24 protein-coding genes are annotated in these 26,402 nt (G+C 71.1%); 6 read left to right on the top strand and 18 right to left on the bottom strand.

Annotated features, from left to right (window positions below):
* Window positions 1–180: 180 nt before the first annotated feature.
* Complete coding sequence (locus ADL01_RS02900) at window positions 181–1,449, bottom strand: glycoside hydrolase family 10 protein (protein WP_053740261.1); 1,269 nt, start codon at window positions 1,447–1,449, stop codon at window positions 181–183.
* Window positions 1,450–1,692: 243 nt separating this feature from the next.
* On the opposite strand from ADL01_RS02900, the gene ADL01_RS02895 reads away from it, so the two are divergent.
* Entirely contained in the window at window positions 1,693–2,568 is an 876-nt protein-coding gene (locus ADL01_RS02895; protein ID WP_078960289.1) for a 3-hydroxybutyryl-CoA dehydrogenase, read from the top strand.
* A 193-nt stretch (window positions 2,569–2,761) separates the two neighbouring features.
* The gene (locus tag ADL01_RS02890) at window positions 2,762–3,019 is read left to right on the top strand and encodes a hypothetical protein (RefSeq protein WP_053740260.1); all 258 of its coding nucleotides are present in this window, start codon (window positions 2,762–2,764) and stop codon (window positions 3,017–3,019) included.
* A 9-nt stretch (window positions 3,020–3,028) separates the two neighbouring features.
* On the opposite strand, the gene ADL01_RS02885 is transcribed toward ADL01_RS02890, so the two are convergent.
* From ADL01_RS02885 to infC, 10 genes are all read right to left on the bottom strand, one after another.
* Entirely contained in the window at window positions 3,029–3,571 is a 543-nt protein-coding gene (locus tag ADL01_RS02885; protein ID WP_053740259.1) for an NUDIX hydrolase, read from the bottom strand.
* Window positions 3,572–3,701: 130 nt separating this feature from the next.
* Entirely contained in the window at window positions 3,702–5,051 is a 1,350-nt protein-coding gene (locus ADL01_RS02880; RefSeq protein WP_053740258.1) for a hypothetical protein, read from the bottom strand.
* 228 nt (window positions 5,052–5,279) lie between these two features.
* Window positions 5,280–6,278, bottom strand: coding sequence for a PP2C family protein-serine/threonine phosphatase (locus ADL01_RS02875; protein ID WP_234354476.1), 999 nt, complete (start codon window positions 6,276–6,278; stop codon window positions 5,280–5,282).
* 457 nt (window positions 6,279–6,735) lie between these two features.
* A complete protein-coding gene (gene pheT / locus ADL01_RS02870; RefSeq protein WP_053740257.1) occupies window positions 6,736–9,240 on the bottom strand; it encodes a phenylalanine--tRNA ligase subunit beta in 2,505 nt (834 codons plus the stop codon).
* Window positions 9,240–10,367: a phenylalanine--tRNA ligase subunit alpha gene (pheS, locus tag ADL01_RS02865; RefSeq protein ID WP_053740256.1), complete on the bottom strand. Its 1,128-nt coding sequence runs from the start codon at window positions 10,365–10,367 to the stop codon at window positions 9,240–9,242. Before pheS ends, pheT begins: the two co-directional genes overlap by 1 nt.
* A 145-nt stretch (window positions 10,368–10,512) precedes the next feature.
* Window positions 10,513–11,688, bottom strand: a complete 1,176-nt coding sequence (locus ADL01_RS02860; RefSeq protein WP_053740255.1) for a sensor histidine kinase — start codon at window positions 11,686–11,688, stop codon at window positions 10,513–10,515.
* Window positions 11,689–11,742: 54 nt separating this feature from the next.
* Window positions 11,743–12,588, bottom strand: coding sequence for a TrmH family RNA methyltransferase (locus ADL01_RS02855; RefSeq protein WP_053740254.1), 846 nt, complete (start codon window positions 12,586–12,588; stop codon window positions 11,743–11,745).
* A 323-nt stretch (window positions 12,589–12,911) separates the two neighbouring features.
* Complete coding sequence (gene rplT, locus ADL01_RS02850) at window positions 12,912–13,295, bottom strand: 50S ribosomal protein L20 (RefSeq protein WP_053740253.1); 384 nt, start codon at window positions 13,293–13,295, stop codon at window positions 12,912–12,914.
* 100 nt (window positions 13,296–13,395) lie between these two features.
* On the bottom strand, window positions 13,396–13,590 hold the full coding sequence (gene rpmI / locus ADL01_RS02845) for a 50S ribosomal protein L35 (RefSeq protein WP_006374321.1): 195 nt from the start codon (window positions 13,588–13,590) through the stop codon (window positions 13,396–13,398).
* A gap of 106 nt (window positions 13,591–13,696) precedes the next feature.
* Window positions 13,697–14,431, bottom strand: coding sequence for a translation initiation factor IF-3 (gene infC / locus ADL01_RS02840; RefSeq protein WP_078960287.1), 735 nt, complete (start codon window positions 14,429–14,431; stop codon window positions 13,697–13,699).
* 369 nt (window positions 14,432–14,800) lie between these two features.
* On the opposite strand from infC, the gene ADL01_RS02835 reads away from it, so the two are divergent.
* The gene (locus tag ADL01_RS02835; protein ID WP_053740264.1) at window positions 14,801–15,178 is read left to right on the top strand and encodes a DUF1844 domain-containing protein; all 378 of its coding nucleotides are present in this window, start codon (window positions 14,801–14,803) and stop codon (window positions 15,176–15,178) included.
* Window positions 15,179–15,198: 20 nt separating this feature from the next.
* Here the strand turns inward: ADL01_RS02835 and ADL01_RS02830 are convergent, their stop codons facing one another.
* Window positions 15,199–15,531: a hypothetical protein gene (locus tag ADL01_RS02830; RefSeq protein WP_053740251.1), complete on the bottom strand. Its 333-nt coding sequence runs from the start codon at window positions 15,529–15,531 to the stop codon at window positions 15,199–15,201.
* An 8-nt stretch (window positions 15,532–15,539) separates the two neighbouring features.
* The gene (locus ADL01_RS02825) at window positions 15,540–16,271 is read right to left on the bottom strand and encodes an SseB family protein (protein WP_053740250.1); all 732 of its coding nucleotides are present in this window, start codon (window positions 16,269–16,271) and stop codon (window positions 15,540–15,542) included.
* 44 nt (window positions 16,272–16,315) lie between these two features.
* Here ADL01_RS02825 and ADL01_RS02820 point away from each other — a divergent pair, with 44 nt between their 5' ends.
* Window positions 16,316–17,149, top strand: coding sequence for a serine hydrolase (locus ADL01_RS02820; RefSeq protein WP_078960286.1), 834 nt, complete (start codon window positions 16,316–16,318; stop codon window positions 17,147–17,149).
* Window positions 17,150–17,185: 36 nt separating this feature from the next.
* On the opposite strand, the gene mycP is transcribed toward ADL01_RS02820, so the two are convergent.
* The 5 genes from mycP to ADL01_RS02795 all read right to left on the bottom strand — a co-directional run bounded on the left by mycP (window position 17,186) and on the right by ADL01_RS02795 (window position 24,837).
* Window positions 17,186–18,391, bottom strand: coding sequence for a type VII secretion-associated serine protease mycosin (mycP, locus tag ADL01_RS02815; protein ID WP_053740249.1), 1,206 nt, complete (start codon window positions 18,389–18,391; stop codon window positions 17,186–17,188).
* Window positions 18,388–19,593, bottom strand: a complete 1,206-nt coding sequence (locus tag ADL01_RS02810; RefSeq protein WP_234354475.1) for a hypothetical protein — start codon at window positions 19,591–19,593, stop codon at window positions 18,388–18,390. Before ADL01_RS02810 ends, mycP begins: the two co-directional genes overlap by 4 nt.
* Before the next feature lie 1,670 nt (window positions 19,594–21,263).
* Window positions 21,264–22,055, bottom strand: a complete 792-nt coding sequence (locus ADL01_RS02805; protein WP_053740248.1) for a 3-oxoacyl-ACP reductase — start codon at window positions 22,053–22,055, stop codon at window positions 21,264–21,266.
* Window positions 22,052–23,455, bottom strand: a complete 1,404-nt coding sequence (locus tag ADL01_RS02800; protein ID WP_053740247.1) for an aldehyde dehydrogenase family protein — start codon at window positions 23,453–23,455, stop codon at window positions 22,052–22,054. Before ADL01_RS02800 ends, ADL01_RS02805 begins: the two co-directional genes overlap by 4 nt.
* An 11-nt stretch (window positions 23,456–23,466) precedes the next feature.
* Window positions 23,467–24,837 (bottom strand): glutamine synthetase family protein, encoded by a 1,371-nt coding sequence (locus ADL01_RS02795; RefSeq protein WP_053740246.1) that lies wholly within the window; start codon window positions 24,835–24,837, stop codon window positions 23,467–23,469.
* 95 nt (window positions 24,838–24,932) lie between these two features.
* On the opposite strand from ADL01_RS02795, the gene ADL01_RS02790 reads away from it, so the two are divergent.
* Entirely contained in the window at window positions 24,933–25,673 is a 741-nt protein-coding gene (locus ADL01_RS02790) for a FadR/GntR family transcriptional regulator (RefSeq protein WP_053740245.1), read from the top strand.
* A 99-nt stretch (window positions 25,674–25,772) separates the two neighbouring features.
* A partial coding sequence (locus ADL01_RS02785) for a gamma-glutamyl-gamma-aminobutyrate hydrolase family protein (protein WP_053740244.1) occupies window positions 25,773–26,402 on the top strand: 630 nt, incomplete at its 3' end.

Genomic DNA, 26,402 nt, shown 5'->3' with positions numbered 1-26,402 from the left:
CTTGATCGGGTCACCGCCAGCACCTCTACGCGGCAGCGGTGTGCAGGAACGGGAAGGCCGCCGCTCATCCCGGGCAGCCCGGCGGTCCGGGAACAGCACGCCCAGTATCCGAGACCGTTCCGATTCAGGATGCCGACTCAAGACCTCACATGACCGCCCTGTACACGGCCGGACCCTCGATCACCGGGGAGTCCTCGCCGACCCCTGATAGTGGTCGGCAACCACCCGGGCCATCGCCCCGATCCTGTCCGCCTTCACCTCCTTGGCAGCGAAGAACACATGCCCCCGCACCTCCAGGTACTCCTTGGCCAGAGTCAGATGCCGGGACAGCTCCGCCGGGTCCTGCCACTCCGCAGGCTGCGCCGGGTCACCCGCCTTGTAGAGAGACTCCCCGATGTAGAGCCGTGTCCCAGACCCCTTCGCGACTTCCGCCCACCAGGGCAGAAGGACGGCATAGTTGGCAGGAACCTGCTGGTCAAGCGGGTGTGCCGACCAATACAGCTGCGGGCAGATGTAGTCGATCCAGTTCTCCCGCACCCATTTCCGGGTGTCCGCGTACAGGTCGTCGTACGTCTGCACACCCGCCCGCGTGTCCGAGCCGAGCGGGTCGTTGGCCGCGTTGCGCCACACTCCGAAGGGGCTGATCCCGAAGTCGGCGCCGGGGCGTACGGCCTTGATGCGGGCGGCGGTCTCCGACACCAGCCTGTCGATGTTGTCGCGCCGCCAGGAGGCCCGGTCGGGGAAGTCGCCGCCGTACTGCGCGTACTCGGCGTCGTCGTCGAAGGTCTGGCCGGCGACCGGGTAGGGGTAGAAGTAGTCATCCCAGTGGACGCCGTCGATGTCGTACTTCGCCACCGCGTCGAGCATCGCGTCCTGGACGAAGCCGCGGACCTCCGGCAGACCCGGGTTGTAGTACAGCTTGCCGCCGTACGGCACCACCCAGTCCGGATGCCTGCGGGCCGGGTGGGAGGCGACGAGCTTGCTGGGGTCGGTGTTGTTGGCGACGCGGTACGGGTTGAACCAGGCGTGCAGTTCGAGACCGCGCGCGTGCGCCTCCGCGACCGCCGTGCCCAGCGGATCCCAGCCGGGGTCCTTGCCCTGGGTTCCGGTGAGTACCTGCGACCAGGGCTCGTACGGTGACGGCCACAGGGCGTCGGCGGCAGGGCGGACCTGGAGGAACACCGCGTTGAGGCGACGGCTCACCGCCGTGTCGAGGTGGGCGATCAGCTCGGCGCGCTGCTGGGTGACGCTCAGCCCCGGCGTGGACGGCCAGTCCCGGTTGGTGACCGTCGCCAGCCACATGCCCCGCAGTTCGCGGGTCGCCCGCCCGCCCTTGCCGTCCGCCCCGTTCCGTCGGCTCGGTTCCGCGCCGGCGAGAGCCGCTCCGGCCACCGCCCCGCCCGCCACGAGCGTCGACAGGGCGGTCACCGCGAACACCCGCCGTGACATGCGCGCGTGCCGCACCTTCCCACTCATTCCCGTACCTCCGCTGTGCGCTGTGTCGGCCACATCACAAACCGTGGTCACCCGTCCGGGGCCAGACTCCCATGTGAGGCCCGGACAATCGGGCAGGAGGCGCCGAAGGTAACGTGCAGGTTCGGCGCGGACCCCGGACGGACGGAAGACCCCGGACGACGGTGGGCCCGCGCGGGCCGTACGGCCTGCGCATGAGGATCTTTTGAAAGGGACGATGTGACGGACAGCCCAGCGGGAGAGATCTCGCGCGTCGGAGTTGTGGGCTGCGGCCAGATGGGAGCGGGCATCGCCGAGGTGTGCGCCCGCTCCGGCCTGGACGTGAAGGTCGCCGAAACCACTGGCGAAGCCCTGGAGTTCGGCCGTACCCGGCTGTTCAACTCCCTCTCGAAGGCGGCCGAGCGCGGCAAGATCACCGAGGAGGAGCGGGACGAGACGCTGGCGCGGCTCAGCTTCACCACCGACCTCGGCGAGTTCGCGGACCGCGATCTGGTGATCGAGGCCGTCGTGGAGAACGAGCAGGTGAAGACGGAGATCTTCCAGGTGCTCGACCAGGTGGTGACCCGCCCTGACGCGATCCTCGCCTCCAACACCTCCTCGATTCCCCTGGTGAAGCTGGCGGTTGCCACCTCGCGGCCCGACCAGGTCATCGGCATCCACTTCTTCAACCCGGCCCCGGTGCAGAGTCTCGTGGAACTGATCCCGGCGCTCACCACCTCCGAGGGCACCCTCGCGCGCGCCCAGCTGTTCGCCGAGAAGGCCCTCGGCAAGCACGCGATCCGCGCCCAGGACCGCTCGGGGTTCGTGGTGAACGCCCTGCTGATCCCGTACCTGCTCTCCGCGATCCGGATGTTCGAGTCGGGCATGGCCAGCCGCGAGGACATCGACAACGGTATGGAGATGGGCTGCGCCCACCCCATGGGCCCGCTGAAGCTGTCCGACCTGATCGGCCTGGACACGGTCGCCTCGGTCGCGTTCAGCATGTACGAGGAGTACAAGGAGCCGCTGTACGCCGCTCCCCCACTGCTCCAGCGCATGGTCGACGCGGGACGACTGGGCCGGAAGTCGGGCTCGGGCTTCTACCCCTACGCGTAGATATCACCCAGCGTCATGCTGGGGTGGGTCGCGGGCCCGGCACTCTTCGGAGCGCCGGGCCCGCGGCTTTCACACACCGTGTGCGCGCCGGACACGCATATGCCGCCCGCACACTCTCCCCGCGCGCCCACCAGGCGAGTTGACTCTTCATGCGCAGACAAGGGATGTGACGACTACGGAAAGGAGCGGACAAGTGACCGCCGATCCCGAGCATCCCACCGCTCATGGAGAACTCGCAGAGTTACGCCGCCGGCTCGACGTCGCGTACGCACGCGTCGAAGGAGGGCTGGCCCTGCTCAGTCACCGTACGAAGGAGACGGACAAGGAAGTCGACGACCTGAGCTCACGCGTCGTCCACCTCGAACACGGCCGCTGGCCCCTGCCGGCTGTCGCGGCCCTCACGGCCCTTGGAGCACTTGTCGTGACGGTCTGGCAGGTCCTCGGGCGCTGACGACAGGCCTCAGGGCCTGTCCTCGCCGAGCCTGAGATGGTGCAACAGCAGTAGCGCGGCCGCCATGTTGGCGGCCGGGACCTCCCCGCGGGCGACCATGTCGGGGACGAGCTTGAGGGGGATCCACTCCCGTCGGTCCGACTCGAAGTCGTCCACGGGGTGCCCGATGTACTCGCCCTCCTCGGCCCAGTAGATGTGGTGCCGGGCGTCGGTGAGCCCGTTGGACGGCTCGACGCTCATGAGATGCCGCAGAGGTCCCGGTCGCCAGCCCGTCTCCTCCTCCAGTTCCCTGGCGGCCGCGAAGGCGATGTCCTCGCCGTCCTCCACGACCCCGGCCGCGAGTTCCCACCCCCAGCTGTCGGTGATGAAACGGTGCCGCCAGAGCAGGAGTACCTCGTTGGCCTCGTTGACCACTGTCGCCACGGCGACAGGCCTCAGCCGTATTAAGAAGTGGTCGAGGTGCCGCCCGTCGGGCAGCTCGACATCTGCGAGATTGACCCTGAACCAGCGGTTTTCATACACGGTTTGTTCGTTCTGCTTCGTCCATTGCACGGTTCTGCCACCTTCCGCCGAGTAGATGGCAATATGGCAGCAGGAACGTGCTGACAGCAGGCGCACAGAACGCGACTCACCGCGCGGTTACCCGAGAACCGGTGCGCCAAAGGTGTTTCCCGGGGTGTTTCTAGAGCGGTACGCGCAGCGCCCCGTCGATCAGTTCGGCCGCCTCGGCCGTGCCCGCGCAGCCGTTGCGCACCAGGTGTTCGCGTACCGCCCGGAGTCTGTCACGCAGCCGCTGGGACTCCATTCCGCGCGCCTGCTCGGCCATCTGGACGGCGGTGGCCACGGCCTTGTCGGCGTTGCCCCGGCGCAGTTCGATCTGGCTGAGCATGGCGAGCCGGTGCACTCGCCCCCGGTCATGCGCCGGGGTGTCCACCGCAGCCGTCGCGTGCTCCCCCGCCGCCGCCAGATCTCCGAGGCTCAGCAGCGCCTCCGCCACCTGGACGTTGACCAACCCCGGCTGGACATAGCCGGTTTCGTCGGGCTCGTGACCGCGCCGGATGCGATCGGCGGCCTGCTCGGCCCGCCGGATGCAGGACAGCGCACTGCTGCCGTCGCCCAGGTGTGCGTACGCCTTGGCCTGCATCGCGTAGAGGTCGGAGGCGAGCGCCGGCGTGATGTGCTTCCCGGCGGCGCGCAGCGCGGCCTCCGCGAAGGCGACGGCCTGCCGGAACTCCCGCATGAACAGCGCCTGGTTGACCAGCAGCCCGATGACGTATGCCCCGAGTCCCCGGTCCCCACTGGCCTTCGCCAGCCGCAGCGCCTGATGGAAGTAGCGCTGGGCGAGGCCGTGGGCATCGGAGTCGTACGCGCAGATGCCGGCGATCGCCACCAATCCGCCGGTGGCCCGGTGCAGTTGGCGGCCGGTGGCGTCGGTGTAGCTGCCGCGCAGCAGGGGCGCGGTCTCGGTGTTCAGGAAGCCGACGATCCGGCTGCGGGTCGCGACACCGCCGGCCTTGCGGTACATCTGCTCGTAGTGGGCGCGGGCCGAGCGGAGCATCTCGATGTCGGCCATGCTGACCCGGTGTCTGCCGCCGCGTGACACGTCGACGTCCTCGGGCGGGTTCTCCCACTCCCACACCGGCATCACGGCGGGCGTGCCGGTGACGGCGGGGGCGCCGAGGATGTGCGGGCGCTGCTGTTCGTCGGAGCGCCACAGCGCGGTCGCCCGCTCGACGAACCCGGACAGCGAGGTACCGGCCGAGGCGAGCGGACCGGCGGTGTCGCCCGGCACTCCGAGGCCGATGTCGTCCAGCCTGACCGTGCGGTGCAGACGGGCGGCGAGCACCTCGCAGATCAGGTCGGGCACCTGGCCACGCGGGCGCTGCCCCTTCAACCACCGTGCCACGGCGGTGTGTTCGTACCTCAGAGCGAGGCCACGCGCCCGGCCCGCCTGGTTCACATGGGCGGCGAGTCCCGCGTGTGAGATGCCCGCCTCGTCGAGGATCGCGTCGAGCAGGGTGTTGGGCTGCATGGATGCTCTCCGGTGGCTCGGTGCCGACGGTGCGCCTACCGTGCCCGTCAGCGTAGTGTGTCCGGCTTCACACGGGGTGTGATCGAAGTGCGCGAATTCGTAGCGTGTGCACGCTGTCGCGGAGAGTTGCCATCCGGTTGACTGAAATGCCTCGCAAGAGGCCGCCGAGTCGCCGGCTCCCCCTCGTTATCGCGCGGCGGCTCGGCCCCTACGGCACCCAAGTACGGCTCACGTGACTTGGTGGACCACCGGGGGTTCCTGTTGCCGTCTGGGGAGTTGGTGGCGGTCGTTTCGCAGGACCAGTACCGCCACGTCGTCCGTCGGGGAGCCGCCCGCATGCCGCAACAGGCGGGAGAAGACCGCCCCCAGCACCGCCTGCGGTGAGACCGGCTGGGTGCGGACCGCCTCGGCCAGGACGGCCGGCAGGGGAAAGAACCGGCCATGAGCGTCCCGGGCGTCCTCGACGCCGTCCGTGTGCAGCAACAGGGCCTCGCCGGGCAGCAGTTGGCCGCAGTGTGCGGCGGAGAGCTCTGCGGGCAGCGGGAACGGCCCCAGCGGCGGCAGGGGTTCGCCGACCGTGAGTACGTCGGCCCGGCCGCCGCTGAGCAGATACGGCGCCGGGTGCCCGCAGTTGAGGGCCCGCAGCTCGCCGTCCCCGCCGATCTCCAGAAGCAGTACGGTGACGAACTCCTCGACGACCTGACTGCCCGCGTCCAGCGCTTCGGCGGGCGCCCGCTCGCCCAGATGCCGGGCCAGGGCGCGTTCCAACTTCCGCAGTACGCTGCCGAGTTCGGCCTCGTCGTGCGCGGCCTCGCGGAAGCTGCCGAGAACGGCGGCGACGGTCCCGATGGCGGCGATGCCGTGTCCGCGCACATCACCCATCACGACCCGTACGCCGTACTCGGTGGCGATGACCTCGTACAGGTCCCCGCCGACCACGGCACCCCGGTCGGCGGACAGCTGGGCGGCGGCGACCCGCAGACCGTCGACGCGCTGCGGCAGCGGACGCAGCAGCACGCTCTGCGCCGCCCCGGCGACCTGCCGGACGATCCGCAACTCACGCAGGAGTGCGCGGCGGACGTGGAGTACGAGCCCGGTCCCGACAGCGAAGAAGACGGCACTGGTGAGGATCCGGGCCCCCAGCCCGCCCTGCTGGGCGAGCGGACAGGCGAGCTTGTACGTGATCGCCACGGCCCCCCACAGCGTCGGCAGCGCGAGCGAGAGCACCCACCGCGAGGGCCGCCGCTCGATACGCCGAGCGACCTGCGGCTCGGGCGGCCGATGCCGCCTCCGGCACCGTGGCCGCGCCCCCGCGATCCGGAACCTGCATCTCCGCCCCGCGAGCGCGGCCCGCAGTCGCCCGTTCCGGAGCCGAGCCCCACAGGAAACCCCAGCCTTGATACGGATCATGCCGATGGCCCCCCAGTCAGGCCCTGACAACACAAATCGGACCGGCCCCGAAAGACCGGTCCGATTCTGTCGACCACATGCCCCGAAGGGACCAGATCACCCCGACATACCACCCGAAGGAGTGAAGTGACCGATGGGGAGCGGGGGGCGAGGCCCCCACCCGCCCTTAGGGGGCGGGTGGCTTAGCCCCCAGCCCCCCAGGGGCGCGGGGAACTGCGCGACAAGCCACGACGAACCCGCAGCCGACAACCCATCCCCGCCTCCCCGACAAGCGCTAGCTACGCAACACCGCTCCCGTTCGCTCCCCCGCGAGGGCAACCGCCGAATCCCTCGCGGCCGACGCCTCGTCAACGGTGAGCGTCCGATCCGCCGCACGGAAGCGCAACGCGTACGCCAACGACTTCCGCCCCTCCCCCAACTGCTCACCGCTCTCGTACACGTCGAACAGCCGAATGGACTCCAGCAGCTCGCCCGCCCCCTCCCGCAGCGCCGCCTCGACGTCCGCGTGCGGAACCTCGCGCGCGACGACCAGGGCGACATCCTGCGTGGCGACCGGGAACGTGGAGATCTTCGGGCCCTTGGGTACGCCCGAACTCGCCGCCTCCAGCTGGTCCAGGTTCAGCTCCATCGCACAGGTGCGCGCGGGCAGATGCAGGGCTTTCAGCACCCGGGGGTGCAGCTCACCGGCGTACCCGATGACCTGCTCGGTGCCGTCGACGACCACGGCCAGCTCGGCGCAGCGTCCGGGATGCCACGGCCCGTACTGGCCCGCGCGGACAAGGAGTTCGGTGCCGGCCTCGCGGGCCAGGCTCCTTGCCGCCTCGATCGCGTCGGCCCAGTCGGCCGGGTGACCCTTGCCCCACCAGCCGGCCTGCTCGCGGGCGCCCGCGAGGACGACGGCGGCGTGCCGGGGCTGGACGGGGAGCGCGGCCGTCAACGACGCGACTTCCTCGTCCGTGGGACGCCGGTCGACCGGCAGACGCCCGGCGATCAGCAGCTCGTCCTGCGGGTGGAACACCAGCCCCGTCTCGAACAGGGCCAGGTCGTGGCTGCCGCGGCCGTCGTTGCGGCGCAGCGCGCCGAGCAGGCCCGGCAGCAGCGTCGTACGGAGCGCGGGCTCCTCGTCGGACAGCGGGTTGGCCAGCTTGACGACCTTGCGCTTCGGGTCGTCGGCGGCAAGGCCCAGCTGGTCGAAGACGTGTTCGCCGATGAACGGGTAGTTCAGCGCCTCGACGTAGCCGGCTCCGGCCAGGGCGCGGCCGACGCGGCGGTGCAGGCGCTGCCGGTCGGTCAGGCCGCGGCCCGCAGGGGGCTTGGGCAGCGTGGAGGGCAGGTTCTCGTAGCCCTCGAGCCGGATGACCTCTTCGGCGAGGTCGTTCGGGTCGGTCAGGTCGGGGCGCCAGGACGGGACGGTGACGATCAGCTCGTCCTGCCCGTACACGTCGCAGCCGACCTCCTGGAGACGGCGTACGACGGTCTCGCGGCCGTACTCGACGCCCGCGACCTTGTCCGGGTGGTTCGCCGGGATGGAGATCGTGCGCGGCGCGGACGGGGAGATGACCTCGGTGACGCCCGCGTCGGCGGTGCCGCCGGCGAGGAGGACCAGGAGGTCGACCGTGCGCTGGGCCGCGGCGGAGGCGGCCTGCGGGTCGACGCCGCGCTCGAAGCGCTTGGACGCCTCGGAGGCCAGCTTGTGACGGCGGGCCGTGCGCGCGATGGTGATCGCGTCGAAGTGGGCGGCCTCGATGACGACCTCGGTGGTGGTGCCCTCGGTGTCGTCGATCTCGGTGTTGGCGCCGCCCATGACGCCCGCGAGGCCGATGGCGCCCCGGTCGTCGACGATGAGCAGGTCCTCGGCGTCCAGCGAGCGCGTGACACCGTCGAGGGTGGTGAGCTTCTCGCCCGGCTCGGCCCGGCGTACCCCGATGGCGCCCTGGACGCGGGAACGGTCGTAGGCGTGCAGGGGCTGGCCCAGCTCCAGCATCACGTAGTTGGTGATGTCGACGGCGAGCGAGATCGGGCGCATGCCCGCCTTCTGGAGGCGACGCCTGAGCCAGATCGGGGACTTCGCGTCGGGGTCGAGCCCGGTCACCGTGCGCGCGGTGAAGCGGTCGCAGGCGAACGGGTCGGCGACCTCGACCGGGTAGCCGTACGCGTTCGGGGCCGGTACGTCGAGCAGGGCCGGGTCGCGCAGCGGCAGACCGTAGGCGATGGCTGTCTCGCGGGCGATGCCGCGCAGCGAGAGGGCGTACCCGCGGTCGGGTGTGACGGCGATGTCGAGGACCTCGTCGACGAGCTGGAGCAGCTCGATGGCGTCGGTGCCGACCTCGTGCTCCGGCGACAGGACGATGATGCCGCCGCTGCCGTCGTCGCCCATGCCCAGCTCGTCGCCCGAGCAGATCATGCCGTGGGAGGTGTGGCCGTACGTCTTGCGCGCGGCGATCGCGAAGTCGCCGGGCAGGACGGCGCCCGGGAGGACCACGACGACCTTGTCGCCGACGGCGAAGTTACGGGCGCCGCAGACGATCTCCTGGGGCTCACCGGTGCCGTTGGCGGTGCCGACGTCGACCGTGCAGAAGCGGATGGGCTTCTTGAAGCCCTCCAGTTCCTCGATGGTCAGGACCTGGCCGACGACCAGGGGGCCCTTGAGGCCGGCGCCGACCTGCTCGACGGTCTCGACCTCGAGGCCGACCGTGATGAGCTTCTCCTGGACGTCCCGGCCGGTCTGAGTCGCCGGCAGGTCGACGTACTCCCGCAGCCAAGAAAGCGGGACCCGCATCAGATCTCCATCCCGAACGGCCGGGTGAACCGGACGTCACCCTCGACCATGTCTCGCATGTCTTCGACGTTGTGGCGGAACATCAGCATCCGCTCGATGCCGAACCCGAAGGCGAATCCGCTGTACTTCTCGGGGTCGACGCCGCACGCGACGAGCACGCGCGGGTTGACCATGCCGCAGCCGCCCAGCTCGATCCAGCCCTCGCTGGAGCAGGTCCGGCAGGGACGGTCGGGGTGGCCGACGGACGTGCCCTTGCAGACGTAGCAGAGCATGTCCATCTCGGCGGACGGCTCGGTGAAGGGGAAGTAGTTGGGCCGCAGCCGCGTCTTCATGTCCGGGCCGAAGAGCGACTGGACCATGTGGTCCATGGTGCCCTTGAGATCGGCCATGGTCAGGCCCTCGTCGATGGCGAGGAGCTCGATCTGGTGGAAGACCGGGGTGTGCGTGGCGTCCAGCTCGTCCGTGCGGTACACGCGGCCGGGGCACACGATGTAGACCGGCGGCTCGCGGTCGAGCATGGAGCGAGCCTGCACGGGCGAGGTGTGCGTGCGCAGCACGACACCGGACTCGTCGCCGGTGGTCCCCTTCGGGCCCTCGACGAAGAAGGTGTCCTGCATCTGCCGGGCCGGGTGGTCCGGGGTGAAGTTCAGGGCGTCGAAGTTGAACCACTCCGCCTCGACCTCGGGGCCCTCGGCGACCTCGTACCCCATGGAGACGAAGACGTCCGCGACGCGCTCCATGAACGTGGTCAGCGGGTGGCGGGCGCCGACCGGTACCCGGTCGTACGGCAGGGTGACGTCCACCGCCTCCTCGACCAGCACGCGGGCGTCCCGGTCGGCCTCCAGCTCACTCTGGCGGGCGGCGAGCGCCTTGCTGACGGCGCCCCTGGCCTGGCCGACGAGCTTCCCGGCGGCGGCCTTGGCCTGCGGGGGCAGCGCGCCGATCTCGCGGTTGGCGAGGGCCAGCGGCGAGGTGCCGCCGGTGTGGGCGACCTTGGCCTCCTGGAGTGCGTCGAGGGAGTCCGCGGCGGCGAAGGCGGCGAGCGCCTCGTCCCGCATGCGCTCGATCTCTTCCGGTTTCAGGGCCTCGACCTCTACAGGGTCGTACGACTTGTTCGGTGCCGACATCTCTTCCCGTGCTTCCGGTTGGCTGGCGGATGGTCCCCGTCTACGGCTCGGAGACGAATGGTCCACAGAGAGGGACGCAAAGGTGCCAAAGGCCGATTCTAACGGGGGTGAGGTGTGCGAACGCGCCCGTGGGGCCTCGTCGGCGTTACTGCAGGTACGCCGGGGTGCTCACGGGCAGCGTAAATCGGAACTCGGCGCCGCCGTCCTGGGCGCGGCCGACCGTGATGGAACCGCCGTGGGCCTCGACGATGCCCTTGACGATGTACAGCCCGAGGCCGGTGCCGCCGCGCTTGCTGCCCCGCCAGAAGCGGGTGAAGACGCGGTTCATGGACTCCTCCGGGATGCCGGGCCCCTCGTCGCTCACGGTGACCGACGTGGCCGTGTGCTGGTCGGCGTCCCCCTCACGCGGGGACAGCGCGGCCGTCACCTCGATTGTGACGGTTCCCTCGCCGTGGCGCACCGCGTTTTCCAGCAGGTTGCTGAGCACCTGGTCGACCTTGTCCGGGTCCGCCCAGAGCGCGGGCAGCGGCTGCTCCATCCGGAGCAGGAACCGGTCGGCGGGCTGGCCGGCGGCCACGTACGCCTGGATGTGCCGTCCGACGGCGGCGCCCATGTCGACGGGCTGGCGGCGCAGTTCGAGGCGTCCGGAGTCGATGCGCGAGATGTCGAGCAGTTCGGCGATGAGCCGGGTGACGCGGTTGGCGTCGGCGTCGACGGTCGACAGCATCAGTTTCTTCTGGTCGTCGGTGAACCGTTCCCACTTCGCGAGCAGGGTCGCGGTGAAGCCCTTGACGGAGGTGAGCGGCGAGCGCAGTTCGTGGGCGACGGTGGCGATCAGCTCGGCGTGGCTGCGCTCGGTGCGCCGGCGGGCCTCGGTGTCACGCAGGGAGACGACGACCCGGCGGATGGGTCCGGTGGGGTGCGTACGGAGGTAGCGCGCCGAGACGAGCACCTCGCGCCCGCCAGGCAGCAGAAGGTTGCGCTCGGGCTGGCCGTTCCTGATCGCGAGCCCGCCGTAGGGGTCGGTCAGCTGCCACCAGCGGCGCCCTTCCAGGTCCTCTAATGGGAGGGCCCGTTCGAGCCGCAGGCCCAGGGCGTCGGCGGCGGGGACGGTGGTGATGCGCTGGGCGGCGGCGTTGAAGCAGATCACCCGGCCGTGCTCGTCGGCGACGACGAGTCCGTCGGGCAGGTCGTCGGGTTCGAGACCCAGCTCAGCCCCGAATCCGACTCCGGCTCCGGGCCCGGCGGGATCACCGTGCGGGGAGGCGGGTTCGCTCCGCAATTCCCAGGCCCCCAGTGTTCCGCTCGTGCCGACAGTCATCCCCGTACCCCACCTCTCGTACTGGCGCAGTGGGCCCCCGAGCCCGTCACCCTACTAGCTCTCGGTGACGGAGCGGCACCCTCCGGAGGCGCGCTGTGCACGGGCGGACGCGTAGAGACATACGGCGGCGGCGGTCGCCAGGTTCAGGCTCTCCGCCTTTCCGTGGATCGGAACCCGTACGACGGCGTCGGCGAGCGCGCGCGTCTCCTCCGGAAGCCCCCAGGCCTCGTTCCCGAAGACCCAGGCCGTGGGCCCGCCCATGGTCCCGTTGTCCAGCTCGTCGTCGAGGTCGTCGGTGCCCGCGCCGTCGGCGGCGAGAATCCGTACGCCGGCGTCCTTGAGCCCGGCAACGGCTTCCTCGACGGGCACGCCGATCGCCACGGGCAGATGGAACAGGGAGCCCACGGAGGCCCGTACGGCCTTCGGGTTGTACAGGTCCACGGAGGCGTCGGTGAGGACGACAGCCTCGGCGCCGGCGGCGTCCGCGCACCGCAGGACTGTGCCCGCGTTGCCGGGATCGCGCACGTTGGCGAGAACGGCGACGAGCCGGGGCCGCGCCTTGAGGATGTCCTCGAACGGGGTGTCGAGGAACCGGCAGATCCCGACGAGGCCCTGAGGGGTGACCGTGGTGGAGATGTCGGCGATGACGTCCTCGTCGGCGAGGTGCACGCGGGCGCCGGCGGCGTGGGCCTCCCCGATGATGTCGGCGTACCGCTCCGCGGCGTCGACGGTGGCGAACAGCTCGACCAGGGTGTCCGCATGCCCGGCCGCCTCCCGCACGGCCTGCGGCCCCTCGGCGAGAAACAGCCGCTCCTTACCCCGGAAGTTCCGCCGCGCAAGCCGCCGCGCGGCGGAGACGCGGGGCGAACGCGGTGAGATCAACTCAATGGCGGGAGGCATTGGTACACCTTTTCCAGGGTTCGGTTCGTCGTCGGGTGCGGGTCCGGTGGGGGCTGTTCGCGCAGTTCCCCGCGCCCCTAAAGACAAAAGCACGGGCCCCGCGGGACCGAAAAGCACGGGACGCAGCCCCTGCTTTTCAGGGGCGCGGGGAACTGCGCGACCAGCCCCACCGGGCCGCACCTTTCCAGGGGCGCGGGGAACTGCGCGACCAAGCCCCACCGGACCCGCACCCGACAACGCACCCAAAAACCCCCGGGCCCACAGGCGGCGAACACCTGTGGGCCCGGGGCCACATCACACGCGGCTCAAGGCCAGCGCCAGCGTCACGCGGCCTTCGGCGCGTTGACGTCCGCCGGCAGAGCCTTCTGCGCGACCTCGACGAGCGCGGCGAACGCACCGGCGTCGTTGACAGCCAGCTCGGCCAGGATCTTGCGGTCGACCTCGATGTTCGCGGCGTTCAGACCCTGGATGAAGCGGTTGTACGTGATGCCGTTGGCGCGGGCAGCGGCGTTGATGCGCTGGATCCACAGCCGACGGAAGTCACCCTTGCGCTTCTTGCGGTCGTTGTAGTTGTAGACCAGCGAGTGGGTGACCTGCTCCTTGGCCTTGCGGTACAGGCGCGAACGCTGACCGCGGTAGCCCTTGGCGGCCTCGAGGATCGCCCGGCGCTTCTTGTGGGCGTTTACTGCCCGCTTGACGCGTGCCACTTTTAACTCCTTGCAGCGGGGCCGTGGTTGTCTTCACACGGCCCGATTTCGATGGGGTCCCGGTCTTCAGACGTACGTACGGCGCACAGGCGCCGGTACGTCACTTGCCGAGAAGCTTCTTGATCTTCGCGGCGTCGCCCGGGGCCATCTCGGCGGTGCCGGTGAGGCGGCGCGTCACGCGGGACGACTTGTGCTCGAGCAGGTGGCGCTTGCCGGCACGCTCGCGGAGCACCTTGCCGGAGCCGGTGATCTTGAAGCGCTTACTGGCACCGCTGTGCGACTTGTTCTTCGGCATAGCGCCGTTCTCTCCTCGTCAGTGGCGTTCCGGTGCCCGGTCGTGAAACCGGGCACGGTGGAACGTCATGTGTATGGGTTGGCATCCCTGGGCGTGAGCCCCGGGATCAGACCTGGGAAGACGTCTCGGCCGAAGCTTCGACTGTCCCCTCGGCGATGCCCTCGTCGGCGGCGGTGTCCCCGTCGTCAACGATGTCCTCGTCGAGCTCGTCGATCTCCGCGGCGTTCTGCGACTTGCCCGGGTTGGCCTTCGCTTCCGCCTTGCGGACCGCCTGGGCCTCACGGGCCTCGGCCATCGCCTCGGTCTTCTTCTTGTGCGGACCGAGAACCATGATCATGTTCCGGCCGTCCTGCTTCGGGTTCGACTCGATGAACCCGAGGTCCTCGACGTCCGTCGCGAGCCGCTGCAGCAGTCGGTAGCCCAGCTCGGGCCGGGACTGCTCGCGACCACGGAACATGATCGTGATCTTGACCTTGTCGCCCTGCTTGAGGAACCGGACGACGTGACCCTTTTTGGTGTCGTAGTCGTGCGGGTCGATCTTCGGCCGGAGCTTCATTTCCTTGATGACCGTGTGCGCCTGGTTCTTGCGCGCCTCACGGGCCTTCATGGCCGACTCGTACTTGAACTTCCCGTAGTCCATGAGCTTGCAGACCGGCGGGCGCGCGCTCGCCGCCACCTCGACCAGGTCGAGGTCGTACTCCTGCGCAAGCTCCAGGGCCTTGGCAAGCGGAACAATCCCGACCTGCTCGCCGCTGGGACCGACAAGTCGCACTTCGGGAACGCGAATCCGGTCGTTGATGCGGGGCTCGGTGCTGATGGATCCTCCTCGGTAGCACCACACGGCGGTCTGGCGGACCGTCGCGTATGTCTCTGATGACAGTGGGACCAACTACCGGGGCAGACAAAAAATGCCCCGACGGGACACAGGCGGGGCTCCAAAGGCATACCGGAGCACCGCCGCGGTCAACCGCGGGGCGCACATCGGACGACTCCATCGTCCGTACGGAACGATGGTGGCCGTCTGACCGGGTGACCCGCCGTCCGTGAGGGCGGTCGGGTGGGAGATCGGAGCCTCCACTTGTGGGCCGGGCACGCAAGTGTCCAGCCGGTCGTTGCCACAAGGTTAACACCAAGAGGGGGTAGGTGCTAACCCGTGGGCACCCGGCTCCCGCACCCCGGCCCGGGTGGGACGGGGCCTATCGTGTGGGTCATGAGTGAGACCCCTCCCCAGAGTGCCGAGAACGATTCCCAGGCTGCCGACTTCGACGCCATGACCCGCGACATCGCCGAGGTCCCGGCGGTCGAGGTGATCGTGACGGTCGCCGTGAATCTGATGAGCGCCGCCGCCGTGAAGCTCGGTCTGACCGACGAGGGCGACAAGTACAAGGACCTGGACGAGGCCCGCAAGCTGGTCCACGCCCTCGCCGGTCTGCTCGACGCGAGCACGACGGAGATCAGCTCCTTCCACGCGGCCCCGCTGCGCGACGGCCTGAAGTCGCTCCAGCTGGCGTTCCGCGAGGCGTCCCTCGTCCCGGACGAGCGAGGCCAGGGCCCCGGCGAGAAGTACACGGGCCCGGTCTACGGCTAGGCGCGCAGGGTCGACTGCCGTCAGTCACCCATGAACCACAGGTAGCTGCCCGGCGTCGCGGCACACGCTTCAAGCAACTCGACGAGGTCGAGCAGCGCCGCCCTCTGCTGCTCGTCGGCACACCGCTGCGCCAGGGCGCCGGCTTCCTGGCGGGCGGCCTGGGCCTCCTGCTCGTTGAACAGGGTGTCGCCGTAGGGATCCACCCAGCCCAGCTTGCCCGGACCGTGCCGGTCCAGCGTGCTCAGCGCCCTGGCCAACGCTTCGCCATGCTCGTAGGAGCCTCTCAGCAGCGTCTGGCGGGACCTCCCCTTGCGTACGGGCCGTTCCGAGTGCAGCTCCAGTTCGATTCCCATGCCCGTCCTCAGGAACGCACGTAGAGGGGCTCGCCGGGGGGTGTCGCCCCGGCCGGCAGGAGGGCCAGGTCGAGGCCACGCACCAGGCGGGCCCTCAGCGTCTCGTCGGCGGCGAGGCTCCCGGCGACCGCGCGGGCGGTGTCGGCGGGCGGCGCGGTCGGGTCCAGTACGAGGGCGAGGGTGCCGTCGGCCCGGCCCGGGCCCAGGTGGGCGCGGACCACGGCGGGCTCGGCGGCCACGACGGCCCGTACGGCGTCGATCACGGCGGGGTCGGCGAGCGGATCCGCCGTCGTACGTCCCTCGGCCAGCGCGAGCAGGGCGGGGCCGGTCACCTCGTACGGCACGGGTCCGGCCAGGTCGAGGACGATCGTGTCCGCCTTCTCGTGCACGGCCGCCTGGATGGCCTGGTGCAGGGGTACGGCGACGGGGCGGGCGGCCGGGTCCCAGCGGGCCAGTGAGTCGGTGGACGTGAAGGCCGGCAGGGCGGTCCGGTCGCCTGCCCTGAGCGTCGGTACGGCCATGTCGCTGGTCTTCTCGTGGCGAAGACCGTTCTCGTCCACCTCGGCCTCCCCGAGCACCGCGACGACGGGGACGAGCAGCCGGGCCCCCTTGAGGGCCGTCAGCACGGGTCCGACGGCGGTGCGGTCCTCGGCCCAGGCCGCCAGTGCGGCGCTCAGCACGGGGTCGGCGCTGCCGTCGTCGTCGGAGAAGCCGGAGTCGGGGATGTTCTTGTTCGCCACGGTGACCGACCCTACCGGGGGATCCCTCCCGGGCTCCCGCCCGCATGGCACGCGTAACGTCTGCGGCGGCGGCGCCCGTACGGGCCGGAGCGAGTGAGGAGGCGCCGGTGGAACCGGACACCCTGCTGTCCGAGGCTATGAAACCGGTGATCGCGGCAGCCGAGGAGAGGGCCGAGGTGTCCGTGGCCGTGCTCGACGTCGCGTCGGGCGACCGAGCCGTCCACGGGAACGGGGCGTTCGAGACGGCGAGCATCGTCAAGGTGGACATCCTGGCGACGCTGCTGCTCCAGGCGCAGGACGAGAACCGGGGTCTCACGGCGTGGGAGAGGCAGTACGCCACCCCGATGATCGAGGTCAGCGACAACGCGTCGGCGTCGGCGCTGTGGACGGCGATCGGGGAGGCGGAGGGACTCGGCGCCGCCAACAAGCGCTTCGGGCTGACGGACACCGAGGGCGGCGCGGGCACCCTGTGGGGCCTGACCCGGACCACGGCGGCCGATCAACTCACCCTGCTCCAGCAGGTGTTCGCGGACACCGGGGAGGCTTCGGCGCTGAGTGAGGCGTCGCGGACGTATCTCCAGGGCCTGATGGGCTCCGTGGCCGAGGACCAGGACTGGGGAGTGTCGGCCGCTGGTACCACGGGTGCCACAGGTGATCGATTCGCGCTGAAGAACGGTTGGTTGCCGCGTACGGCGACCGGGCTGTGGGTCGTCAACAGCATCGGCCGGGTGACAGGGGCGGACGGGCGGGAGTTCCTGGTCGCGGTGGTGTCGAACGGCAACACGACGAAGGCGAAGGGGATTTCGCTGGTGGAGTCGGCGGCGCGGGCGGCGGTTTCGGCGTTCACCACGAAGTCCGGTACCACCGAACGTTCCTGACCGATCGCCAGGTAGCCGGGGTGCTGCCCGGGTGGCTCAGAAGTCGTCGTCGTACGAGTCGTAGGCGGGGTGCTCGGCGGTCCTGCGGCGTCCGCGCCACAGCGGGACCGCCGCGAGCAGGAGCGCGACGCCGAGGCCGCCCGCCACGGGGCCGGCCCAGTTGAAGGAGTCGTCCTCCTTGGGCAACGGGTCCGGGCCGGCGCCGAAGTACTTCTTGCCGTACACGGTCGACTTGAGCTCTTCCGGCCTGAGCTTGCCCGCCGCCTCGATGGCCGCCGCGGGGTCGATGAAGCCGAAGCCCCGGGCGTCGTCCCGGCCGCCGTCCGGTTCGTTGCGGGCCGTGATCTCCAGGAGCTTCTTGATCTGTGCCGGGGTCAGCCCGGGGTGGGCGGCCTTGATGAGGGCGACGGCGCCGGAGACGAACGCGGCGGCGGCGCTGGTGCCCCAGCCCTCGTAGTAGCGGTGGTCGGGGGCGGCGATGACGACGTCGACGCCGGGGGCACTGACCGTGGCGTACCAGCGGCGGGTGGAGAACGAGGCGCGGACGCCGTACTTGTCGACGGCGGTCGCGGCGATCACGCCGGGATAGGCGGCCGGGTAGGAGATGTGGTCGCCCTTCTCCCCGCCGTTGCCGGCCGAGGCGACGACAACGGCGCCCTTCTTCAGGGCGTACTGGACGGCCTCGTCCTCGGCGGGCTCGGGATGCGCGGACTTGGAGTCGTCGCCCAGGGAGAGGTTGATGACGTCGGCGCCATGGTCGGCCGCCCAGCGGATGCCTTCGGCGAGGGCGTTGCCGCGGGTGTTGCGGGCCTTTCGGCGGGCCGCGTCGCCGTCCTCGAGGATCACGCGGATGGGCAGGATCTTCGCCTCGGGGGCGATGCCCAGAACGCCGTCCCCATTGTCGTAGCCGTGTCCGTGACCGGCGATGATGCCGGCCATGGCGGTGCCGTGCTTGGCCCAGTACGGGTTGCCCCTGGTCGCTCCGAAGCCGACCATGTCCTTGCCCTGGAGGACGTTGCCGACGAGGTCCGGGTGATCGGACTCGACACCGGTGTCGAGGACGGCGACGGTGACGCCCCGGCCCTTGGTCGTCCGCCAGGCTTCCTGCGTGTGCATGGCGTCCAGGGCCCACTGCTGGCCCCGGATGCCGTCGGCGTACGCGGTGGTGGCGGGCAGGAGTGCGAGGGAGCCGGCGAGGAGGAGGACGAGGAGCCCGCTCCGGGCTGTGCGGGTACGGGTCATGAGGGCTGCTTCGCGGCCGAGCCGACGTTCTTGCGCAGGGCCCGTTCGACGCGGTCGGCCAGGCCTTTCGCCTCGTTGCCGAGGCCCGCCTGGGCGAGGGCGGTGGTGGCGCCGGGCGCCATGGCCTCGTCGGCGGGCTCCGGGGTGTCGACGCCTCGGCCGTCGGCCCAGCCGGAGACGGCGTACACGACGGCGGGGGCGTCCGTGAGGACGGAGATGGTCCAGGAGGCGCGCTGGGCGTCCGTGAAACCGGCGGCGACGGTGTTCTTCGCGGCGTAGGGGCGGGGCATCAGGTCGGTACGGCGGTCGAGGTTCTCGCTGCTGAAGCGGGCGTTCAGGGCGTTCATCGCGGCCGCGTCGGCGTTGGTGAAGAGCAGGCCGACGGTGGTGACGTAACTCTGGGTCTCGTCGGTGTAGGTGGCGCGCAGGAGCCGCTGGCAGCCGACGGGCGCGAGGGCCTGGCGCAGCAGCGGGTCGAAGGCGTCGGCGCAACCGGTGTCCGGGGCGACGGCGATCCGGACCCAGGTCCGGTCGGCACCGCCGGGGCCCGCCCCCTCGCCCTCCACGGTGGGCGGGAAGAGCTGGTCCACGGGGACGCTGTGCCAGAGGTTCCCGGCCGCGGTGAACGCGGTACGCGCACCGGCGCCTCCCGCGTCGTCCCCGGTCAGCCAACTCCCGGTCAGCGCACCGCCGATGAGCCCGAGCCCGAGCACGGCACAGGCGGCGGCCAGCATCGCACGCCCACTGAAGGACCGGGACCGCGTCCCACGGCCGTACACATCGGGCTCCGCCAGCGAAACGACCGGCCGCTGAGAACGGGCGGAGCCGGTGTCGCCGTAGGGGGCGCTCCAGGAGAGGGCGGGGTCGGGCGTACGGTGCGCGGGCCCGGAGGACGCACTCACGGGGCGGGACGAACCGGCGCCCGCCTGGGGCATCCCGGCGGTGCCTGGGTGTCCGGTCGGCGCCTGGGGCGGCTCGGGGAAGTAGGGCCGGCCTGCGGGGGCGGAGGGCGCGCTCGCCGGGCGGGGCGGATCGGCGGGGGCCTCGGCGGTGCCTGGACGGCCGTTCGACGCCTGGGGTACGTCGGTGAGGTACGGACGACCGGTGGGCGCACCGTCAGAGCGCCGCGAATCGACGGGCGCCGGGGGCATCTCGACGTTGGCCGACGCCTGGGGCGGGACCGGGCGATACGGACGGCCCATCGGACCGGAAGGCGCACTGGCGGGACGCGGCGAATCGGTCGGCGCCGCAGGAGTCTCGGCGGTACGCCCACGACCGTTCGCCTCCTGCGACGGATCCAGGCGATACGCACGACCCATCGGCGCGGACGGCGCACTGGCGGGACGCGGCGAATCCGTCGGCGCCGCAGGAGTCTCGGCGGTACGCCCACGACCGTTCGCCTCCTGCGACGGATCCAGACGATACGCACGACCCATCGGCGCGGACGGCGCACTGGCGGGACGCGGCGAATCCGTCGGCGCCGCAGGAGTCTCGACGTTCGCCGACGCCTGGGGCGGGACCGGGCGATACGGACGGCCCATCGGACCGGAAGGCGCACTGGCGGGACGCGGCGAATCCGTCGGCGCCGCAGGGGTCTCGGCCGTGCGCCCACGACCGTTCGCCTCCTGCGACGGATCCAGACGATACGGACGCCCAGCCGACGCCGACGGCGCGCCCGCGGGGCGCGACGGATCAGCAGCCGCCTCCGCGGTACGCGGGTGACTGGCCGATGCCTGCGACGCATCATTGCGATACGAACGACCCATCGGCGCGGACGGCGCGCTCGCAGGGCGCCGTGGATCCGTCGGTGGCGCGGGCGTCTCGGACCCGGTCGGACGGCCGTTCGATGGCTGGCTCGCGTCCGGGAGGTATGGGCGGCCTGTCGGGGCGATGGGCTGGTCCGGGGGGCGCGGTCCGGAATGGGGTGCGGTCGAGGGCCCGCCGGTGGAGCGTGTCTGTTGAGTCGCGCCCGGTCCGCTGTTCGGGGCGGGCGGTGGCGGGAATCTGCGCAGGCGCCTGGTCGTCTCCGACTCGGTGTCGGCGTCGGTGGGGACGGTCGGGCGCCAGGGCGCCACGGGCGGCTGGTGCGTCGGGCGCGGTGGCAGGTCGGGGCGGGGGCGCGGCGGCGTCGGGGCACGGCCTGCGGGCGGCGCGTCGGGGAGCTGGGCCGCAGACGCGGGCGGGGCTATGGGGTCGGTGCCCTCGCGGGAGGGAGCGCGCAGGTACGGGAATCGGGGCGGGGCGGCGAAGGGCGCCGGGTTCGCCGGGGGTGCTTCGGGGGGCGTCGAGCCGGAAGACACCGGCGCGCTCGACGGGTCGCCGGTCACCGCACCAGCACCCCCAGCACCAGGCGTACCCGCCGCAGTCGTCTCGCCCGTACCGTCCGTGACCGGTGGATCGGCCGGTGACGGAGGGGTGGCCGGGCGCGGAGGAATGGAGGCGCGACGCGCTTCCGTGCTCATGCACCCCCCGTTTCCTCGTACCGGCGCACAGCCGGCGGAGTCCGTGCGGCGCGGGACGCGGCCGTCCCGGGCACGCATACCCGCGCGGGCGGGCACCCATCCGCGCGCGTACCTCCGCGCGCGGCGGCTCCTCGCCGCGTGAAGCGTCACTCTACGGGCTGACACACACCGAACGGGAACCAGTCCACGGCACCCGGGGCTTCTGCCCGGATCGTCCCCCTGTCCTGCGGGAATCGCGTCCGACAGGCGCCGCTCACGACCGCCCGCGAGCCGCTGACCGGGCCCGGTCCGCCCACCGCCGACTGGGCGAAGAGGCGGCCGGCCCCCGCCGGGGTGCGGCGGGGGCGGCCTGGCGTGCGTGTTCCCGGACCGGCGAAAACCGTATCGCTGTCGACTGGTCGACCAGTCGACTACACGGGGGTGACGTACGCGCCCGCGATACCGCCGTCGACCAGGAAGTCGGTGGCGTTGACGAAGGACGAGTCGTCGCTGGCCAGGAAGGCGACGGCGGCGGCGATCTCGTCGGCCTCGGCGAACCGTCCGACGGGGATGTGGACGAGGCGGCGGGCGGCGCGCTCGGGGTCCTTGGCGAACAGTTCCTGGAGGAGCGGCGTGTTGACCGGACCCGGGCAGAGTGCGTTGACGCGGATGCCCTCCCGGGCGAACTGAACGCCCAGCTCACGGGTCATGGCGAGGACGCCACCCTTGGACGCGGTGTACGAGATCTGCGATGTCGCCGCGCCCATCCTCGCCACGAACGACGCCGTGTTGATGATCGAGCCCTTGCCCTGGCGGCGCATGTAGGGGATCGCGGCCTTGCAGCACAGGAAGACGGAGGTCAGGTTGACCTCCTGGACGCGCTTCCAGGCCTCCAGGCCGGTGTCCAGGATGGAGTCGTCGTCGGGCGGCGAGATACCGGCGTTGTTGAACGCGATGTCGACGCTGCCGTAGGTGTCGTACGCCGTCTTGAAGAGCGCCTCGACCTGCCCGGGGTCGGTGACGTCGACCTTGACGAAGATGCCGCCCACCTCGTCGGCGGCGGCCTTGCCGCGCGTCTCGTCGACGTCGCCGCAGACGACGTGGGCGCCCTCGGAGGCGAGCCGGCGCGCGGTGGCAAGGCCGATGCCGCTGCCGGCACCGGTGATGACGGCGGTACGGCCGACCAGGCGTCGGCAGATGTTCTCTTCGGTCGACTGGGTCACTGTGCGGGGCCTTCCGTGCTGATGAAGACGTTCTTCGTCTCGGTGAATGCGGTGAGGGCGTCCGGGCCGAGCTCGCGCCCGATCCCGGACTGCTTGAAGCCGCCGAAGGGGGTCGAGTAGCGCACGCTGGAGTGCGAGTTGACGGACAGGTTGCCTGCCCGGACAGCCTGCGACACGCGCAGGGCGCGGCCGACGTCCCGGGTCCAGATGGAGCCGGAGAGGCCGTAGTCGGTGGCGTTGGCGAGTGCCACGGCGTCCGCCTCGTCGTCGAAGGGGATGACGACGGCGACGGGGCCGAAGACCTCCTCGACGGCCACGCGCGCGTGCGGGTCGACGTCGGTGAGGACGGTGGGCGGGAACCAGAAGCCGGGGCCCGTGGGCGCCTCGCCCCGGATGCCGGCCAGGTCGTCGGTGACGTAGCCGCGTACGCGGTCCAGTTGGGCCCTGGAGATCAGCGGGCCCATCTGGGTCTTCTCGTCCGCCGGGTCGCCGACCAGGACGGACTCGACGGCGGGGGCGAGGAGGCCGAGGAAACGGTCGTACACGGAGCGTTGGACGAGGATGCGGGTGCGGGCGCAGCAGTCCTGGCCCGAGTTGTCGAGGAACGACATGGGCGCGGCTGCCGCGGCGGCCTCGATGTCCGAGTCGGCGAAGACGATGTTGGGGCTCTTGCCGCCGAGTTCGAGGGTGACGCGCTTGAGGAGCGCCGACCCCTTGGCCAGCACCTGTTTGCCCACGCCGGTCGAGCCGGTGAAGACGATCTTCGCGACGCCCGGATGTTCCACGAGTGCGGTGCCCGCGACGGGGCCGTGGCCGGGCAGCACCTGGAACAGGTCCTCCGGCAGGCCTGCCGCCAGGGCGAGTTCGGCCAGGCGCAGGGCGGTCAGGGGGGTGGTCTCGGCGGGCTTGAGGATCACCGCGTTGCCTGCGGCGAGCGCGGGAGCGGTGCCCCAGGCCGCGATCGGCATGGGGAAGTTCCAGGGCGCGATGACGCCGACGACGCCGAGCGGTTCGAGGATGGTGATGTCGAGGCCGCCGGCGACCGGGATCTGCCGTCCGGTCAGCCGCTCCACTCCCCCGGCCGTGTAGTCGAGCAGATCGCGGACGTTGCCCGCTTCCCAGCGCGCGTTGCCGATGACGTGCCCGGCCTCCCGGACCTCCAACTGGGCCAGCTCTTCGAGGTGTTCGTCGACGACGACGGCGAAGCGGCGCAGCAGCCGGGCGCGGTCGGCGGGCGCGAGGGCGGCCCAGCGCGCCTGCGCGCGCGTGGCGCGTGCGACGGCCGCGTCGACGTCCTCCCGGGTGGCGGCGGGGACGGTGGCGATGACGTCCTCGGTGGCGGGGTTGAGGACGCGAAGCTCACGCTCGTACGTGACTTCACGCTCATGCTCGTACGACAAGAAAGGACCTCTCACAAGCGTTCGAAGGAGCGGCGAAGCTCCCAGTCGGTCACCGCGGCGTCGAAGGCGTCGAGTTCGACGCGGGCCATGTTGCGGTAGTGGGCGACCACCTCGTCGCCGAAGGCGGCCTTGGCGATGGGGCTGTTCTCCCACAGCTCGGCGGCCTCGCGCAGGGTGGTCGGGACGTGTGCGTAGTCGCCGGCGTAGGCGTTGCCCGCGCACGCCTCGGGCAGTTCCAGCTTCTGTTCGATGCCGTACAGACCGGCGGCGACCAGTCCGGCGACGGCGAGGTACGGGTTGACGTCACCGCCGGGCAGCCGGTTCTCGAACCGCATGGACCGGCCGTGGCCGACCACCCGCAGCGCGCAGGTGCGGTTGTCGTACCCCCAGGCGGCGGCGGTCGGCGCGAACGAACCCGGCTGGAATCTCTTGTACGAGTTGATGTTGGGCGCGTAGAGCAGCGAGAAGTCCCTCAGGGCGGCGAGCTGCCCGGCGAGGAAGTACCGCATGACCTCGGACATGCCGCCCGGGTCGGCCGGAGTGCCGGCCATGACGTTCGTGCCCTCGGCGTCGGCGAGCGAGAGATGGATGTGGCAGGAGTTGCCCTCGCGCTCGTTGTACTTGGCCATGAAGGTGAGCGAGACGCCTTCCTGGCTGGCGATCTCCTTGGCGCCGGTCTTGTAGACGGCGTGCTGGTCGCAGGTGACGAGGGCGTCGTCGTACTTGAAGGCGATCTCGTGCTGGCCCGGATTGCACTCGCCCTTGGCGGACTCCACGGTCAGCCCGGCGGCCGTCATCTCGTTCCGGATGCGGCGCAGCAGGGGCTCGATGCGGCCGGTGCCGAGGACCGAGTAGTCGATGTTGTACTGGTTGGCCGGGGTCAGTCCCCGGTAGTTCGCGTCCCAGGCCTGCTCGTAGGTGTCCTTGAAGACGATGAACTCGAGCTCGGTCCCGACCTTGGCGCTGAACCCGTGCTCGGCGAGGCGGTCCAGCTGGCGGCGGAGGATCTGGCGGGGCGCGGCGACGACCGGGGACCCGTCGTTCCAGGCGAGGTCGGCGACGAGGAACGCGGTACCGGTGTTCCAGGGCAGCCGGCGGAGCGTGGACAGGTCGGGGCGCATGGCGAAGTCGCCGTATCCGCGCTCCCAGGAGGACATCTCGTAGCCGTCGACGGTGTTCATGTCGGTGTCGACGGCGAGAAGGTAGTTGCAGCCTTCGCTGCCGTGCTCCAGGACGTCGTCGAGGAAGAAGCGGGCGGCGAACCGCTTGCCCTGGAGCCGCCCTTGCATGTCGGGGAAGGCCAGGACGACAGTGTCGATCTCACCGCTGGCGACGAGGGCGTGCAGTTCCTCGACGCTCAGCGGGGGTGTGCGGTCTGCCACGGGAAAGCTCCTTCGGCTTCTGCGCGTTTTTTCGGCCGGGCCGGAAGCCATAAGGTATTGCGGAGAACCATTGCTTGGGAAGGGGGCACGACGAGATGTCACTGGACGCGGAGGGCGGCTTGGAGGACCGGTTGACGCCGGTACTGCGGCCCGTGCGGGCGGGCAACGGGTTCGAGGAGGCGCTGGAACAGATCCTCCAGGTCGTACGACTGGGTCTGGTGCCGGGCGGCGAGCGGCTGCCGGCCGAGCGCGAACTCGCGGAGCGGCTCGGGATCAGCCGGGTGACGTTGCGCGAGGTGCTGAAGGTGCTCCAGGACCAGGGGCTCGTGGAGTCGCGGCGCGGCCGGTACGGCGGCACGTTCGTCCTGCCGCGCGGGGACGCGGGCGCGGGCGGCGAGGACGAGTTGCGGCGGCGGATCAGCGCGGTCGACCTCGAGGACGTGCTGCGCTTCCGGGAGGTGCTGGAGGTGGGCGCGACGGGGCTGTGCGCGCAGCACGGGCTGTCGGCGGAACAGGCGGACCGGCTTCGGGACGCGCTGGTCCGCACCCAGGACGCACCCCTGGCGGACTATCGCCGCCGGGACACGCTGCTGCACCTCACGCTGGCCGAACTGTGCGGCTCCCCGACGCTGACCTCGCAGTACGCGGCGGTACGGGCACAGGTGAACGACCTGCTGGACTGCATCCCGCTGCTCGTCCGCAACCTGGAGCACTCGCAGCGCCAGCACGCGGCGCTGGTCGACGCGGTGCTCGACGGGGACGCGGACGGGGCGCGCGAGATGATGAGGGAGCACTGCTCGGGGACGGCGGCACTGCTGCGAGGGTTCCTTGCCTGAACCGGGGTTGCCACCCGGGGTAAGGGTCGGCAAAGGTATCCCCGTACGCCATTGAATGCCTAGAACGCCTTGAACGCCTTGGATGCCAAGGAGAGCCTCGTGACCACGACCGGACGACGACCCCTCATCGGCGTCAGCACGTATCTGGAGCCCAGCGCTCGCTGGGGGGCGTGGGACCTGCCCACAGCGCTGCTGCCGGCCGGGTATCCACGGCTCGTGCAGCGGGCCGGGGGCATCGCCGCGATGCTCCCGCCGGACGACCCGGCCCACGCGGCGGCGACGGTCGCCCGGCTCGACGGTGTCGTGATCGCGGGCGGTCCGGACGTCGATCCGGCGCGGTACGGCGCGGCGCGCGACCCTCGTACGGGGCCGCCCGCCGAGGCGCGGGACGCCTGGGAACTCGCCCTGATCGAGGCGGCGTTGGCGTCCGGCACCCCGCTGCTGGGCATCTGCCGGGGCATGCAGCTCCTGAACATCGCCCTGGGCGGCACGCTGGTTCAGCACATCGACGGTCACGCGATCACTCCCGGCGTCTTCGGCCACCACACGGTGAAGCCGGTACCGGGGACGCGCTACGAGGAGGCAGTACCGGAGGAGACGTCGGTGCCGACGTTCCATCATCAGGCGGTGGACCGTCTCGGAAGGGGCCTGCTGGCATCGGCGTACGCGCCGGACGGAACGGTGGAGGCGGTGGAACCGGAGGGTTCCGGGGGCGGGTGGGTGCTGGGG

Origin of the sequence: Streptomyces sp. NRRL WC-3618, from assembly GCF_001280005.1 — a bacterium.
Classification (GTDB): Bacteria; Actinomycetota; Actinomycetes; order Streptomycetales; family Streptomycetaceae; genus Streptomyces.
Note: the sequence above shows the minus strand (reverse complement) of the source record. Positions and strands in the feature narration are given on the sequence as shown.

What these genes read in the sequence shown, in the direction of transcription:
- rpmI (WP_006374321.1), bottom strand. Translation starts at nt 13,590, where the DNA reads ATGCCGAAGAACAAGTCGCACAGCGGTGCCAGTAAGCGCTTCAAGATC.
- pheS (WP_053740256.1), bottom strand. Translation starts at nt 10,367, where the DNA reads ATGTCGGCACCGAACAAGTCGTACGACCCTGTAGAGGTCGAGGCCCTG.
- ADL01_RS02855 (WP_053740254.1), bottom strand. Translation starts at nt 12,588, where the DNA reads ATGCCTCCCGCCATTGAGTTGATCTCACCGCGTTCGCCCCGCGTCTCC.
- ADL01_RS02810 (WP_234354475.1), bottom strand. Translation starts at nt 19,593, where the DNA reads ATGGGCCGTCCGTATCGCCCGGTCCCGCCCCAGGCGTCGGCCAACGTC.
- mycP (WP_053740249.1), bottom strand. Translation starts at nt 18,391, where the DNA reads ATGACCCGTACCCGCACAGCCCGGAGCGGGCTCCTCGTCCTCCTCCTC.
- ADL01_RS02900 (WP_053740261.1), bottom strand. Translation starts at nt 1,449, where the DNA reads ATGTCACGGCGGGTGTTCGCGGTGACCGCCCTGTCGACGCTCGTGGCG.
- ADL01_RS02830 (WP_053740251.1), bottom strand. Translation starts at nt 15,531, where the DNA reads ATGGGAATCGAACTGGAGCTGCACTCGGAACGGCCCGTACGCAAGGGG.
- ADL01_RS02880 (WP_053740258.1), bottom strand. Translation starts at nt 5,051, where the DNA reads ATGCAGCCCAACACCCTGCTCGACGCGATCCTCGACGAGGCGGGCATC.
- ADL01_RS02835 (WP_053740264.1), top strand. Translation starts at nt 14,801, where the DNA reads ATGAGTGAGACCCCTCCCCAGAGTGCCGAGAACGATTCCCAGGCTGCC.
- ADL01_RS02860 (WP_053740255.1), bottom strand. Translation starts at nt 11,688, where the DNA reads ATGACTGTCGGCACGAGCGGAACACTGGGGGCCTGGGAATTGCGGAGC.
- ADL01_RS02820 (WP_078960286.1), top strand. Translation starts at nt 16,316, where the DNA reads ATGGCACGCGTAACGTCTGCGGCGGCGGCGCCCGTACGGGCCGGAGCG.
- pheT (WP_053740257.1), bottom strand. Translation starts at nt 9,240, where the DNA reads ATGCGGGTCCCGCTTTCTTGGCTGCGGGAGTACGTCGACCTGCCGGCG.
- ADL01_RS02790 (WP_053740245.1), top strand. Translation starts at nt 24,933, where the DNA reads ATGTCACTGGACGCGGAGGGCGGCTTGGAGGACCGGTTGACGCCGGTA.